Genomic DNA, 14,423 nt, shown 5'->3' with positions numbered 1-14,423 from the left:
TCACCCTAACCCTCTCCCTGGGGGAGAGGGGATTGGACCGAGCTGGCTTTGCCTTTCTCCCTTTCCCTGAGAGCGAGGGGGCTGGACCGAGCTGTCTTTGTCTTTCTCCCTCTCCCTGAGGGCGAGGGACTGGGCCGAGCTGGTTTTGTTTTTCCCCCTATCCCTTGAGGGAGAGGGCCCGGGTGAGGGGGAGCAGGCCGCACTGCCGCCAATAAATCCCCTCACCCTAACCCTCTCCCGGGGGGCGAGGGGGCTGGACCGAGCTGTCTTTGTCTTTCTCCCTCTCCCTGAGGGCGAGGGCCGGGGTGAGGGGGAGCAGGCCGCACCGCTCTCAGCTACGCCGATTGCGCCATCGGGTTATTCGGGTGCGTTGTCCAGTTGGCGTACTGGTCCGTCACTACTTTGCCGGTACGCTTATCCACTTCGCCGGGTTGCAGACTACGCAGTGAAATACAGTTCTCCACCGGGCAAATCGAGGCGCACAGATTGCAGCCGACACAATCCTCTTCACGTACCTCGAAACGGCGTTCATCCCCGGTGGTGGCGGCAATCGCCTGGTGCGACGTGTCTTCACAGACCAGATGACAGCGCCCGCACTTAATGCACGACGCCTGGTCGATTACCGCTTTATCCACGTGATTAAGGTTGAGATAACGCCAGTCGGTGACGCTGGGTAGCGCCATGCCGCGGAAGTCTTCGATGGTCCGAAACCCTTTCTGGTCCATATAGTTTTCCAGGCCGCTTATCATGTCGCGCACAATCTGGAAGCCATAGACCATCGCGGCGGTACAAACCTGCACCGTGCCGCAACCCAGCGCGATAAACTCTGCCGCATCGCGCCAGGTGCCGATGCCGCCAATCCCGGAAATCGGCAACCCACGGGTCTGGGCATCGCGGCCAATTTCCGAGACCATATTCAGCGCAATCGGCTTCACCGCCGGGCCGCAATAGCCGCCGTGTGAACCCTGGCTGCCGGTATGAGGCGACATCAACATCTGGTCGAGATCCACGCCTATTACCGAATTAATGGTGTTGATCAGCGACACGGCATCTGCGCCGCCCGCTTTCGCGGCCCTGGCCGGATAACGAATATCGGTGATATTCGGCGTCAGTTTGACGATCACCGGCAGGCTGCAATATTGCTTGCACCAGCGGGTAACCATTTCGATATATTCCGGCACCTGGCCGACTGCCGCGCCCATTCCGCGTTCGCTCATCCCATGCGGGCAGCCGAAGTTAAGCTCAATACCGTCAGCCCCGGTGGCTTCTACCTGCGGCAGAATGGTTTTCCAGGCCTCTTCTTCGCAGGGCACCATGATCGACACCACCACCGCCCGGTCAGGCCACCGCTGTTTGACGCGGGTTATCTCTTCAAGGTTGATGGCCAGCGTCCGGTCAGTAATCAGCTCAATATTATTGAGCCCAAGAATGCGGCGGTCAGGCCCGAGCAGGGTGCCGTAGCGCGGCCCGCTCACGTTGACCACGTGCGGATCCAGCCCGAGCGTTTTCCACACCACGCCACCCCAGCCTGCCTGAAAGGCGCGCTCTACGTTGTACTCTTTGTCCGTCGGCGGCGCGGAGGCCAGCCAGAACGGATTGGGGCTTTTGATGCCAAGAAAATCGGTATGCAGACTAGCCATGGGAGTGCTCCTGAAATGAGGTGGCGTTAGCGGCGTCGGTAATGGACAGAGCCAGTGCGATGGAACGGGCGGCGAGCTTGCCCTGGCGTACAGCATCGACCGTCAGGTCAAGGCCGCCCACACAGCAGTCTCCCCCGGCCCAGACGCCCGCCAGCGAGGTGCGACCGCACTCGTCGGTGACAATACGTCCGTGTTTGAGCGAAATGGCTTGTCCAACGGGAGCGCTGTCGAAGGTCTGCCCGATGGCTTTGAGCACCATGTCGGCTTCCAGCGTGAAGGTTTCATCACTGACTTCACCCTCACGCACCACGCTGAACACTACGCCCGTCAGCCGGTTGTTGTGCTGCTCGAAGCGCAAAGGGGCGGCCCACAGGCGTATCGTGACGCCATTAAGCTGCGCCCATTGCCGCTCTTTTTCCGAGGCTTTCATCTGTGCTTCGCCACGGCGATACACCAGCGTCACCTCCTGCGCGCCAAGTTTTTTCGCCTGCACGGCGGCGTCAACGGCGGTCATCCCACCGCCAATGACTACGACTTTACGACCAACGGGGAACTGGCTCAGATCCGCGCACTGGCGCAAATCAGCGATAAAATCCACCGCTTCACAGACCCCTTCGGGTTCTGTATCTCCGGTTTCCAGTTGATTCACCCCCGCTAACCCGGTGCCGAGAAATACCGCGTCGTAGCGGGCTCGTAACTGAGCGAGGCTAAAATCGTTGCCCAATGTTTTATCCGTATGCAGCGTGATGCCGCCTGTTGAAAGCAGCCAGGCCACTTCCCGCGCGGCGAAATCGTCGGTCACTTTGTAGCGGGCAAGACCGTATTCATTAAGACCGCCAGCTTTGCTGCGGGCATCAAAGAGATCCACGCTGTGGCCTGCTATTGCCAGGTGGTGGGCGACAGTAAGCCCGGCGGGACCGGCGCCGACCACGGCAATGCGCCTGCCGGTTTCAGGCCCACGGACGAACAGGGGTTCCCCGGGGTTAGCAAAGAAATGGTCGGTGGCGTGGCGCTGGAGCAGGCCGATATTGAGCGGGCGGCCATCCTGCGCGTTACGCACGCAGGCTTGTTCGCACAAGGTTTCGGTCGGGCAGACGCGGCTACAGATCCCGCCCAACACATTGGCGCGTAAAATGATCTCTGCCGCGCCGCGATCATTGCTCTGGGCGATGCGCTGAATAAAGCTCGGCACATCGATATCCGCCGGGCAGGCGCGGGAGCAGGGGGCATCAAAGCAGTAATAACAGCGTTCTGCTTCAATCACCGCCTGGGCAGCGGTTAACGGGGGGGCGCAGTCCGCAAACTCGCGGGCATACGCGTCGGGAGTTAGCCGTGCGGCCTGGATCCCCCGGGCGTGGATACCTGAATCGTTGCTCATCATGCTTCTCCTGAATTGTCAGCAGGGTTATCTCTCCCCTGCGTTAAAAATCCTGACCAGATGGTTAAGTTTTCGCGTATTAACCATGCTAATTACGTGCCATTTGCGACAGGTTTGCTGCATAACGCGTAAATTCAGGGGAGCAGAGAAACATGAATAAAATAACCGGACTGTTAGTGCTGTTTTTTGGTGCATTTCGCACCTTATTTGACGCTGATTGCTGCATTTTGCAGCAAGGTTCATTCAAGGCCGCAGATCCGCCAGACACAGCGCAATACATGGTCTGTCGCCCGTTGCTGCGCTGTTTCGCTGTGCGAGTCATCTCCCAGTACGGCGGCAATCTGGATATCAAAATCCGCATAGGTTTGGGTCATGGACCAGACGGTAAAAAAGAAGTGGGTGGTGTCCATCGCAGAGAGCTTGCCGAGCGCAATCCAGCCATCAAGGATGCGGGCCTTTTCCGCCACCAGTTGTCGGAGCTGCGTCTTTAATAGTGGGTGAACCACCTGCGCCCCTTGCAGGATCTCATTGGCAAACAGGCGGGAGGCTTCCGGGCGGGCAAAACTAAAGCCGATCTTTTTACGGACATACTCTTCCAGCGCGGTTTTGGGATCGGCACTGGCGGAAATGCCTTCCAGCGGCGCCAGCCAGTCGTGCAGAATGCATTCCAGCACGCGCAAATAAAGGGTTTGTTTATTGCCGAAATAGTAATGCAGATTGGCTTTGGGCAGGTCAGCGGCATCGGCAATCTGCTGCATGGTGGCGCCGCGAAATCCGTACCGGGCGAAGATCCGTTCAGCGGCGGGCATTATGATCGCCTCGTTATCCTGGCGAATACGCCCTTTTTCCAGCGCGACCTCAATGCCGCTCAGCAGGCTTTCATTCATGACTGGCTCCAGTGAAACCCGCCGTCCCTGGCGGGGAGGGGTTATTTCAGTTTTGCCGCAGCATCCCAGACGGTATGGGTCATGGCGCTGTCACCCGGATCTTTTTTGATAACCGGTGTATCGCCACCGCTGTGCAATAAGACATCAATCGTGCGACGGTAGGCGGCCGGATCGAGATAGCCGATTTTCGGCGTGTTGGCGTTAGTGATAAGCTTCGCCACGTTCTCCATCTGGCGAGTCTGCACCTCTTCGGTGGCGGCACCGGAAGCATCTTCCGCAACCACGATTTTCGCCGCCTCTTGCGGGTGTTTCACCGCATAATCCCAGCCTTTAAACGAGGCTTTGAGGAACTTCGCCATTTTGGCGACGAACGCCGGATCTTTCAGGCTGGAATCCAGCACGTACAGGCCATCTTCGAGGGTGGAAACGCCCTGATCCTCATACGGGAAGGTGATCAGATCCGCCTCTTTTAAACCGGCGTCGATCAGCTGCCAGTATTCGTTGTAGTTCATGGTGGAGATACAGGCTGCCTGATCCTGCAACAGTGGATCGACGTTAAAGCCTTGTTTGAGGATGGTAATGTCTTTGCCCGGTTTCAGCCCCAGTTTGTTCATCCAGTTGAAGAAGGGGTATTCATTGCCGCCGTACCAGACGCCCAGCGTTTTACCTTTGAAATCGGCAGGCGTTTTAATGCCGCTCGATTTTTTACAGGTCAGCATCATCCCGGAACGATCATAAACCTGAGCGATGTTAACCAGCGGAACGCCTGCCTCGCGTGACGCCAGGGCATCCGGCAGCCAGTTGACGATGACATCGGCGGATTTTCCGGCAATCACCTGCACCGGGGAGATATCCGTACCGCCGGGTTTGATCGTGACGTCCAGTCCTTCCTCTTTATAGAACCCTTTTTCCTGTGCCACGTAGTAGCCAGCGAATTGCGCCTGCGGCACCCATTTCAACTGCAGCGTCACTTTCTCTGCTGCGTGTGCTGAAAAGGTAAAAGCCACAGACATTGCCGCCAGCAACAACCCCCGGCGAAAAGCGGAACGTTTCATCATGGGATAACTCCTCGGGTTAGTGTGCATCATCATGTTTTTATGTTGTTTTACTTTTCCGTTGCCATCCCGCGAATCGAGGGATGCCAGAAATTCACGCGGCGATCGAGCCGAACCAGCAAGGTGTAAATCAGCGATCCCGCCAGCGATGACACGACAATCGCTGACCACACTATGGGCATATGCATCCGCGCCGATTCTGTGGAGATACGAAAGCCAAGCCCGGCGGTCGGTGAGCCAAAATACTCGGCGACAATGGCGGTGATGAGCGCCAGAGTGGCGTTGACTTTCAGCGCGCTGAAAATAAACGGCATCGCGGCGGGCAGGCGCAGCATGCGCAACTGTTGGTGGGGCGTTGCGGCGTAGCAATACATCAGCTCTTGTTCGAGCTTGCCGCTCGCTTTTAACCCGGCCAGCGTGCTGACCAGCGCCGGGAAAAAGGTCACCAGAATGACCACGGCGGCTTTTGACGGCCAGTCGAAACCAAACCACATCACGGCGATAGGCGCGACGCCGACCAGCGGGACGGTACTGGTCAGGCTCGCGACAGGCAGCAGCCCGCGTTGCAGAAAGGGAAGTCTGTCGATAAGCAGCGCCACGCCAATGCCTGCGCCGCAGCCGAGCAGATACCCCGCCAGCACCGATTTGAGGACCGTCTGCACCAGGTCACCCGCCAGCAGCGAGACGCCGTCGACCAGCGCAGTGAGAATGTCCAGTGGCGCAGGCAGGATGACCTGCGGAACGGCAAAGCCGGTGACCAGAATCTGCCAGAACCACAGCAGCCAGATGCCGAGCAGCGCGGCGACGGCAGCCGGAGGAACCGGAGCGCTCGCCAGACGCTGTACGCTGACGGCGGCAAGCAGCGCCAGCGCGAGGGTGCTCATGCCATTAAACGGCAGCATTGCCAGCCAGAGTGCGCTGACAGCGAGTGCCACAGCGAACAACACGTGACGCAACGCCGTTTGTGAACAGGCCAGCAGCGAACTGACAATAAGCAACAGCGCATGAGAACGAAGTGCATAAGAGGCAGCGCTGTCTCCGCTTAACTGAATGAGCGACAGAACGGCCACGATGAAGGCGCCGACTAACAGCAGCGTGCCGGGAAGGGGATTTTTTTTCATCATGCTCCCTTACGCTGGCGCATCACCAGACGTTCGGTCAGGGTTACCAGCCCGGTTAAGGCCAGGCCTAATAATGAGGCCATCACCAGCGCAGACCAGATCTGGATGGTATTGCCGTAATAGGAGCCGGTGAGAAGCCTGGCCCCCAACCCGGCCTGTGCGCCGGTGGGCAGCTCCGCCACCATCGTGCCGACCAGCCCACTGGCAATGGCGACGCGAAATGCCGGAAAGAGATACGGCAGAGAAGAGGGCAGACGCACCATCCAGAAGATATCGACGCGTCGTGCGGCATAGGTATGCACCAGTTCCATCTCCATTTTTTGCGGCGAACGCAGCCCCTGAACGGTGGCGATGGTGACCGGGAAAAAGCACAGGTACATGGCAATGGTCGCTTTGGGGAGCATGCCTGTTACCCCCAGACTGCCAAGAATAATGAGCACGATAGGCGCGATCGCCAGTACGGGAATGGTTTGCGAGGCGACAATCCACGGCATCAGTGCTTTATCGAGCGTCCGTGAATGGACAATACACACCGCCAGCAGTACGCCCAGCACCACGCCCATGGCGAAACCGGTCAGCGCGGCGCTGGCAGTCACCCAGGTATGCAGTAATAGGTTGCGCGGCGAGGTGAGCGGCCACTGGGTGATGCTGTTCCAGATATCAATAATCAGCTGATGTGGCGCAGGCAGCAGCGGGCGGGTGGCATTCAGTGACGCGGCAATCAGGTCGCTACTGGTCCAGGGGCCGCGCGGGGTCAGTACGCGATCAATCACCCCGGAAGCATTCAGGGCGAAGGCCAGCGCATACCAGAGGATCAACGCCACCAGCAATACGCTGCCGACGGGCAGAACATGCAGATGCAGACGTTGACTAATGGTCATGGTGTCCCTCCACCAGCGCTTCGCGCACGTCAGCGGCGAGCTGTAAAAAGGCCGGGGTGTCGCGAATAGCCAGCGAGCGTTCGGCGGGCAGCGGAGAGTCAATCACGTTCACAATCCGTCCCGGACGTGGCGACATCACCACAATTTTGGTCGACAGGTAGACGGCCTCGGAAATGGAATGGGTCACGAAGACCATCGTGCGCTGTTCGTTAAACCACAGTTGCTGTAATTGCTGGTTGAGGTTGTCGCGCGTCAGTTCATCCAGCGCGCCAAAGGGCTCATCCATCATCAGAATTTTGGGTTCAAAACCCAGGGCTCGGGCAATGGAGACGCGCTGCTGCATGCCGCCGGAAAGCTGCCACGGATATTTTTTCTCGAAGCCTTTCAGCCCGACGCGTGCAAGCTGCTCGCGGGCGATTTCATCGCAGCGCTCCGGCGGCACGCCCTGGATTTGCAGCGGCAGCTTGACGTTGGCCAGCACGGTACGCCATGGCAACAGGACCGGGGCCTGGAAGACATAGCCGTATGCCCCCGCCTGGCGTGCTTCCGAAGGGGACATATCGTTCACCAACACTTCGCCAGAGGTAATAGGTTCGAGGTCTGCAATAGCGCGCAATAGTGTGGTTTTGCCGCAGCCGGAAGGGCCGATAAACGAGACAAACTCCCCCTGGCGAATAGTCAGGTTAATGTCTTTGAGGGCATGCACCGGCTGGTCGGCTGCCGGATAAATCACGTTGGCCTGGTTTACCCTGATGGCCGGCCGTGCGGTGGCGGTTGCCGGTTTTAACGGTACGACCGCAGATTCCTCTGCATAGATCAACTGGCTCATTCCAGGCCTCCCCTGTTTTTTTGACTAACTGGTTAAGTTTGTTTCTCTATGCCATTTTTGTGCCAGGCGTTAAAAGGCGCTATTTCGCGGTTTTTGGCTGCAAGATAAGCTTTTTTGATGGCTAAATTGGTGCAAATGTCGGCAATGGTGCGTGGTCGTGGGGCAAGGCAGAGGCGGTGGGACAGGGCAATTTCGCTGAAAAAAGAAGCGGGAGTTTGCAGGCTACACGCCCCCTGCGCAAAGGGGGAGTGACAGTCTGGGTGCGGTGGTGTGGCAGATGGAGTTACACCCCGTATAAGGCTGCGACCAGTCCGACTATTCCGCCTGCGGCCAGTAAAATCAGTGGCGAAAGGCGGGTTTTCAAAAACAGGACAATACACACCGCGATGGTGGCGAATTGCAGAGCATTGTGGACAACCGCACCGGCGACCAGCGCCCCGCCGGAGATAACCAGGCCGACTGTCAGGGGGACTAACGCATGGTTTAACACGCGTTTCATTTTCTCGTCGGTGTTCTTATTCCATAACGTCACGCATGCCACCACGATCAGTGACGAGGGGATAAACTGGCAAACGGTTGATACCAGCAGCCCGGCGATACCCGCAACACGCCAGCCGACCAGTGAGGTAATCATCATATTGGGGCCGGGCGCGGCCTGGGCCAGGGCGAACAGTTCGCTGAATTCCCGTGAGGTCATCCAGTGATGCACGTCGACCACCTGGCGCTGCAACTCAGGGATAATGGCGTTACCGCCGCCGAGGGCTAAAAACGAGAGCTGTAAAAAGATAAAGGCAAGGGAAAACAGCGTTGTCATGATGTGTGTTTCCGGTAGCTCAGCATAATACTCAGCGGCACGGCGACCAGTAAGACCGGCAGCAATGGCAGGCGGAAAAAGGCAATCGCAATAATGATCCCGCCAAGGATAAACCACGATGTCAGCGCACGCGGCATCGAGCGCAAAATTTTCAGGCCGGTGGCAATGATAAGCCCCGCCGCCGCCGCGGAAATACCGGCGAAGACCGAGGCGACCAGCGGATTGTCATGCCAGAGTAGCCAGATATTGCCGAGACAAACGATAACCAGTAAGGGAGCGGTCAGTAACCCCACCAGCGCGACAAACCCTCCTTTTATGCCATGAAATTCCACCCCGGTGGCGACGCACAAATTCACGGCATTTCCGCCCGGCAGAAACTGGCACAGCCCCAGCAGTTCGGCAAAGCGTTGTTCTGATAGCCAGCGCTTTTTTTCCACCAGCGCCCGGTGCATTAGCGGCAGCACTCCGCCAAATCCGGTCACTCCTAACATAAAGCAGGCCTGCCAGAGCTGCCACAATGTTGGTTTAGCGTCAGACGACGCGAACATCTTCTTATTTTCTTGCACAACGACCTACCTGTGATGACCGGATCCCTGGCGCGCGATAACCCATTTGTAATCGTGATGAAATTACAGGAATTTTATCAGCAGAAAAATGATCGCCGCCGGGATCTGCGGTGACAGAGACGGGAAGAAGGCAAAGGATAAGCGGAATTTCATCTACGCTAAGGAGACGACTCAACATTCAGGAGGTGCTATGGCTGATGTGAATCGTCGCTGTTTTATGAAGATGCTCTCTGGCGCCGCGCTGACGACTCCCTGGCTGCTTCAGGCAGCGGAAAAAGGGCAGTCTGCGGCTGCTTCGGCTCCCGCGACCGAGGCTTTTTTGCTTTCGCCAAAAGCGTGGGTGCCCAACAACCCTGCGTTGCCCGTCTTGCTATACCGTCAGGTTATTCCCGGACGGGCAACCGCTCAGGACGCGCAACAACTGTTTGCGAAAAATGGCTGGCCACCGCAATGGGTAAACGGAGTGTTTGATTACCACCACTACCACAGCACGGCGCATGAAGTGTTGGGGTTTGTCGGCGGTGAAGCCCGGTTGATGCTGGGCGGCCCGGGCGGTAAGGAATTGACCGTACGGGCGGGCGATGTGGTGGTATTACCCGCCGGAACGGGGCACTGTAACCTTGGCAGTAGCGCTGATTTTTCCGTCGTCGGCGCGTATCCGCCAGGGCAGGAGTTCGATCTCTGTCGTGATGCCCCCACTGCGCAAAGGCTGGCAGCGATTGCCAGCGCGACCTTCCCCCATAGCGACCCGGTTTTTGGCGCGCAGGGGTTGCTTTTGGAGCAGTGGTTATAATCCCATTGCCAGGAATTTTCTTGTTTTATGGCGGGGCGTTTTTTGCGGTCTACGCTTAAAGCGCATTAGGAATGCGAAGCTCTCTGTGTATGTAATGATGGTCTTCTCTATTGAAAGACACTGTTGAATAAAAGGTTTTGGACATTTTCGGCCAGCTCATGCGAGCTGGCTTTTTTTTTGGTGTCATTTAATGGATTTTTTGGAGCTTTTAGGAAATTATGATCGCCGTCATAATTCTGAAAACCTGGTATGATCTGCTTATTGCCAGGAATTTTCCGATAGACTACTATGGCCTCACCCCCAGACAGAGCTAACGCCACAATAAAGAGTGAGTGCCGGAGATAAGCGCCGGGAGGGTAAGTAAAATTGAAACATTTGCTCGATTTAAAACACCAGGCCCTGGCATCTGCCAGGGCTTAATCGTTTTTAGCACCGCGGTTTTTCTCCCTTCTTCCCGTTTTGTTATTTCCCTTCGATCGCCGAAGATCCTGTTTCGCGTTGCGCTTTGCAATAACCTCTTCTATACACTGCATATTCACGTCGTTGCACCTGCGCGACATTCGGCACAGAACCACTGAGAACCTTTATGGATATTGAAAAAATCAAGCAACTGATCAAACTGGTCGAAGCCTCAGGCATCTCCGAACTGGAAATTTCTGAGGGCGAAGGGTCGGTCCGTATCAGCCGCGCCGTCGCTACCCCTGTAACACAGCAAACCTACACGCTCCCCGTCATGGCGCAGCCAGCGCTGTCTAACGCGGCTGCACCAGCCGTAACGGCTGTGACAGCAGAGCCTGCGGCTGGCAAAATCAGTGGTCATTTTGTCCGTTCCCCGATGGTCGGGACCTTCTATCGCACGCCGAGTCCGGATGCCAGAGCGTTCTGTGAAGTCGGGCAGAAAGTGAATGTGGGCGATACCCTGTGTATCGTTGAAGCGATGAAAATGATGAACCAGATCGAAGCTGACAAAGCGGGGGTAGTGAAAGCGATTCTGGTGGAAAGTGGTCAGCCGGTTGAGTTTGACGAGCCGCTGGTCGTCATCGAATAACGCGACTGACGACCGGCCTGTTACGACGTGCTGCTACCCTGGCGGGCGAGTGCGATGCCCGCCTGCGCCGGGGGCATCCGGCGGAAAAAATCCTCATGCAGCGCAACCTGGTTACGCCCGCGCTTTTTCGCGGTATAGAGCGCGGCGTCGGCAGCGCTGTACAGATTTTCAAAATCGCTGTTTTTCAGGCCAAGGCTGACACCGAAACTAGCGGTTACCCGTTGTTGCGGTAAGACATCCAGCGGCGAAGCATTAAGAGAAGAGTGAATGTAGCTGGCGATGATCATCGCATCTTCAACACGGGCTTCCGGCAGTAAAATCGTAAACTCCTCACCGCCGACACGACCAATGGCGGCGCTTTCCGGCAGCGCGCGGCGAATGCGTGAGACCAGCGCGCAAATCACCCGGTCGCCCGTAGGGTGACCATATTCGTCATTGATACGTTTGAAGTGATCAATATCCAGCAGGATCAGGGCGACATTCGCCTTTGTCAGGGATTTATTGATGTGGTTGATGATAGCGCTGCGGTTATATACGGCGGTCAGTGGATCGTGCGTCGCTTCATATTCCAGCTGCGCTGCCAGTTTTTGCAGTTGCTCGTTCATGCGGTTCAGTTCGCGTTCCGCACGGTCGCTGCGGCTGATCACGCGGTAGGATTCGCGGATCAGGCGTTGATAGTGCTTCGCCACGCTCCACAGCTTTTCACGACAGGCATCGGCGGGCAGCGCGGCGTCTGCCGCCGCCAGGCGAGCGTCTTCGAGTACGGAATATTCCTCCTTGAATAGCTCATTGATATCTAGCATGCGTCAAGATCCGGGATAAGAAAGACAGCCAGGGAAGGGAAGTCGATACGTAACTCCTGACCGAACTCTTCGGAAATATCGTCTTCCTCGTCATAGTACCAGTGCAGCTCGCAGGCGATACCACCTTTCGCAAAGCCATTCAGACACTCGAACAGTTCGAACAACAGCTTGGTGCTGGAACTATTGAAATAGCTCAGCGCAACATGCAGACGAACAGGCTCATCGGTGGTCGGTTTGTCCTGTAACCAGTTCTCAATGGCCTGCAACAGCGGGCGAAAGAACGCCGCGGCATTTTCAGGATAGGCTTCACCTTTAAGCACCAGACGATGTGCTGAAAAATCAAAATTCACTTCCGGTGTGGCCTGAGTTGCGGGCTGCTCGATGGAAGAGGTTAATGTTATATCAGTCATGGCAGAAGGTTGCCTTTAGGTGAAAGGCGGACAACGAACTGGCCGCCAGTGGATGAATGCGATACTCCAGTGGCTCACTGGTATCCCGCGCCATGGTCAACAAACCTATATTCGCACCTTTGCTCGTGGCAGGCGCTTCACTGCGTAATCCCTGTTTCCAGGCATTGCGGATTTCTGCCTGGGTCATCGTGCGCAGGACTTCGAGGTTTGTCTTTAGCAAAGAGGATTCTTCCGGGCCGACAAGATTTGCGGTTTCAAGGTAATAATTCACCTGGTCGGTGTGAAAGCAGAGTGAACCATAGCGCAGTTCATCCTGGCCCGTGCACAGAAAGCGTTCATCCGATGAATAGCGAACGATGTTTTGCCCCATCTCGATAAAGACGGAGAATAATTTGCGACGCGTCGCCGAGGAGGCTTCATGTTTATCCAGCCACGTGCGCATCACGTCACCCATCGACACAATGTGCTGTTGGGAAAAATAGCCCGTATAAAAAAGCTCGACAGCGCTTTGCCGCTGAAGAGTGAAAAGGGGGAGCAAAACAGCTTCTTTGACCTGCAGGTCGCTTATTTTCATTTAATTTATCACCAACGAAACCCAAACCACGTCATGTCATCGCGCGCAGATTGCTTGCCCTGCCAGCCCGTCAGCGCGGAGAGTAGCGCTTCGGAAACAGACGACATCGGCAGCGCACGTTGCTGCAATAACAATGACTGAATACGCTTCTTACCAAACATGATTTCCCGCGGGCCGCCAATCTGATCCGTTACGCCATCGGTAACGATCAACAACGTATCGCCACGGCGCAACGGACGTTGATGACGTTGCCACTGGTAATCTGTGGCCGTATCTGAATAGCCAATCCCTTTGCGGTCGCCGTCAAGATTAATGACATCTGCGTCGTCGGTACCGAGCATAAAGGCATGCATGCGAGCGTTAGACCAAATAAGCTGCTCATTTTGCGTATCGACAAACACGGCAATGGCGTCACAACCATCGTTGGACTGGCCCATATCTGCGGTGGGATGGCTCTGGCTCAACGTCTGTTTTATATAATGGTTAATTGACGCGAGCAGGCGCTCTGGCTCGTGGGGCTGAGCCTGAGTTAGTGCTTTTTCGAGCGCCGAGGAAAAAATAAAGGTCATAAAGGCGCCGGGAACGCCGTGCCCGGTACAGTCGGCCAGCACCAGCAGCCAGCCGTTTTCGCAGCGCTGAAAGGCGTAAATATCGCCGCCTACGCAGTCACGCGGGTGCCAGTACAGACACCAGTCATCCAGCGTTTGCTCTATGTTTTGCCGTGAGCGGCTGAGCATAGACTCCTGAATGATCCGCGCATATTCAATGCTTTGCATGATTTGCATATGCTGTTTAGCCTGCAAATCCGAGACCGTGCGAATCAGATCAAGACCCAGACCAATACCGATATATTGGTTGTCTTCGGTGAGGATAAACCCTTCGGTAATCGCTTTATCGCCTGTTTCGATGACGCGCTCGGCCAGATAATCCAGACCTGCATCAGCTTCGACAATCAGCGGCGTTTTATCCATAAACGCGATACAGCTTTTCTGATCATAGAGTTCATGGAAAAACGGGCGGCTCATCTGCGACAGAAAAATATGGCGGTTAATCATGCCAATAGGACGATTTTGCTCAAGAACGGGTAAGCCAATCAGTGACTTATGTTCAGAGAACATCGACATGACCTGCACATTATTTGCTTCGGGGGTTACGTGCGGAACGGCAATACGTAGCACGCCCGCAGTAAGCTGCCGCGATGAAAGAGGTATATCCATGATCCTGCTGTTTTCCTTAATAAGAATAATCTGAGGATAAAGTCTGATTGTGACGATTTCATTGCAGCGGATTACAGCGGGTTATTACGATAGATTATTGTTCCCAAAGCCAAATCTCAGCCGTTTTGCCAGAGGCAAAAAAAAGCCCGCACTTGACGCGCGGGCAAATAATGCTGGAAGCAATGTGAGCAATGTCGTACTGAATACCTGAGCGATTCACTCAACTATTCAGTAATGAGAAAGATAATCTTTATCATCTTGGTAATCAACCCCAAATTTTGTGCAGTATTCAAAAAAGTGGCGGGGAGGGTTGTGCGGCTGCTCCCCCTCACCTCGACCTTTTCCCTCCAGGGGTGAGGGATCCCCGGTAATATTACGTTTTACAGCGATAACAGTGCTCAATGAGA

At 55.9% G+C, this 14,423-nt stretch carries 15 protein-coding genes; 2 read left to right on the top strand and 13 right to left on the bottom strand.

Features of this window, described 5'->3' with window-relative positions; genetic code table 11:
• Positions 1-335: 335 nt before the first annotated feature.
• The 9 genes from preA to L2097_RS12800 all read right to left on the bottom strand — a co-directional run bounded on the left by preA (position 336) and on the right by L2097_RS12800 (position 9,153).
• Positions 336-1,640: an NAD-dependent dihydropyrimidine dehydrogenase subunit PreA gene (gene preA / locus L2097_RS12840; RefSeq protein WP_085005662.1), complete on the bottom strand. Its 1,305-nt coding sequence runs from the start codon at positions 1,638-1,640 to the stop codon at positions 336-338.
• A complete protein-coding gene (locus L2097_RS12835; RefSeq protein WP_250352948.1) occupies positions 1,633-3,021 on the bottom strand; it encodes an NAD(P)-dependent oxidoreductase in 1,389 nt (462 codons plus the stop codon). The genes preA and L2097_RS12835 overlap by 8 nt, the downstream gene beginning before the upstream one ends.
• 236 nt (positions 3,022-3,257) lie before the next feature.
• On the bottom strand, positions 3,258-3,905 hold the full coding sequence (locus L2097_RS12830; RefSeq protein ID WP_047371399.1) for a TetR family transcriptional regulator C-terminal domain-containing protein: 648 nt from the start codon (positions 3,903-3,905) through the stop codon (positions 3,258-3,260).
• A 41-nt stretch (positions 3,906-3,946) separates the two neighbouring features.
• Positions 3,947-4,963: an ABC transporter substrate-binding protein gene (locus L2097_RS12825; RefSeq protein ID WP_047371398.1), complete on the bottom strand. Its 1,017-nt coding sequence runs from the start codon at positions 4,961-4,963 to the stop codon at positions 3,947-3,949.
• Positions 4,964-5,010: 47 nt separating this feature from the next.
• On the bottom strand, positions 5,011-6,081 hold the full coding sequence (locus L2097_RS12820; protein ID WP_250352947.1) for an ABC transporter permease: 1,071 nt from the start codon (positions 6,079-6,081) through the stop codon (positions 5,011-5,013).
• A complete protein-coding gene (locus L2097_RS12815) occupies positions 6,081-6,962 on the bottom strand; it encodes an ABC transporter permease (protein ID WP_047371396.1) in 882 nt (293 codons plus the stop codon). Before L2097_RS12815 ends, L2097_RS12820 begins: the two co-directional genes overlap by 1 nt.
• On the bottom strand, positions 6,952-7,791 hold the full coding sequence (locus tag L2097_RS12810) for an ABC transporter ATP-binding protein (protein WP_250352946.1): 840 nt from the start codon (positions 7,789-7,791) through the stop codon (positions 6,952-6,954). The genes L2097_RS12815 and L2097_RS12810 overlap by 11 nt, the downstream gene beginning before the upstream one ends.
• Positions 7,792-8,074: 283 nt before the next feature.
• Complete coding sequence (locus tag L2097_RS12805; RefSeq protein ID WP_139800459.1) at positions 8,075-8,608, bottom strand: chromate transporter; 534 nt, start codon at positions 8,606-8,608, stop codon at positions 8,075-8,077.
• A complete protein-coding gene (locus tag L2097_RS12800; protein ID WP_250352945.1) occupies positions 8,602-9,153 on the bottom strand; it encodes a chromate transporter in 552 nt (183 codons plus the stop codon). Before L2097_RS12800 ends, L2097_RS12805 begins: the two co-directional genes overlap by 7 nt.
• A 208-nt stretch (positions 9,154-9,361) precedes the next feature.
• Here L2097_RS12800 and L2097_RS12795 point away from each other — a divergent pair, with 208 nt between their 5' ends.
• Both L2097_RS12795 and accB read left to right on the top strand, forming a co-directional pair.
• Positions 9,362-9,964, top strand: a complete 603-nt coding sequence (locus L2097_RS12795; RefSeq protein ID WP_250352944.1) for a cupin domain-containing protein — start codon at positions 9,362-9,364, stop codon at positions 9,962-9,964.
• Positions 9,965-10,550: 586 nt separating this feature from the next.
• On the top strand, positions 10,551-11,012 hold the full coding sequence (accB, locus tag L2097_RS12790) for an acetyl-CoA carboxylase biotin carboxyl carrier protein (RefSeq protein ID WP_047371392.1): 462 nt from the start codon (positions 10,551-10,553) through the stop codon (positions 11,010-11,012).
• A 20-nt stretch (positions 11,013-11,032) separates the two neighbouring features.
• Here the strand turns inward: accB and L2097_RS12785 are convergent, their stop codons facing one another.
• From L2097_RS12785 to L2097_RS12770, 4 genes are read right to left on the bottom strand one after another with little or no spacing between them, the layout of a single operon-like run.
• Positions 11,033-11,815: a GGDEF domain-containing protein gene (locus tag L2097_RS12785; RefSeq protein ID WP_250352943.1), complete on the bottom strand. Its 783-nt coding sequence runs from the start codon at positions 11,813-11,815 to the stop codon at positions 11,033-11,035.
• A complete protein-coding gene (locus L2097_RS12780) occupies positions 11,809-12,225 on the bottom strand; it encodes a DUF1987 domain-containing protein (protein ID WP_047371390.1) in 417 nt (138 codons plus the stop codon). Before L2097_RS12780 ends, L2097_RS12785 begins: the two co-directional genes overlap by 7 nt.
• Positions 12,218-12,799, bottom strand: a complete 582-nt coding sequence (locus tag L2097_RS12775; protein WP_052958864.1) for a SiaB family protein kinase — start codon at positions 12,797-12,799, stop codon at positions 12,218-12,220. Before L2097_RS12775 ends, L2097_RS12780 begins: the two co-directional genes overlap by 8 nt.
• A gap of 8 nt (positions 12,800-12,807) precedes the next feature.
• Positions 12,808-14,016 carry a SpoIIE family protein phosphatase gene (locus tag L2097_RS12770; protein WP_250352942.1) on the bottom strand — a complete coding sequence of 403 codons (1,209 nt, stop codon included), beginning with the start codon at positions 14,014-14,016 and terminating at the stop codon, positions 12,808-12,810.
• Positions 14,017-14,423 lie beyond the last annotated feature (407 nt).

Origin of the sequence: Citrobacter sp. MNAZ 1397 (assembly GCF_023613995.1) — a bacterium.
GTDB lineage: Bacteria > Pseudomonadota > Gammaproteobacteria > Enterobacterales > Enterobacteriaceae > Phytobacter > Phytobacter ursingii.
This window is presented reverse-complemented; position numbering and strand designations above follow the sequence as displayed.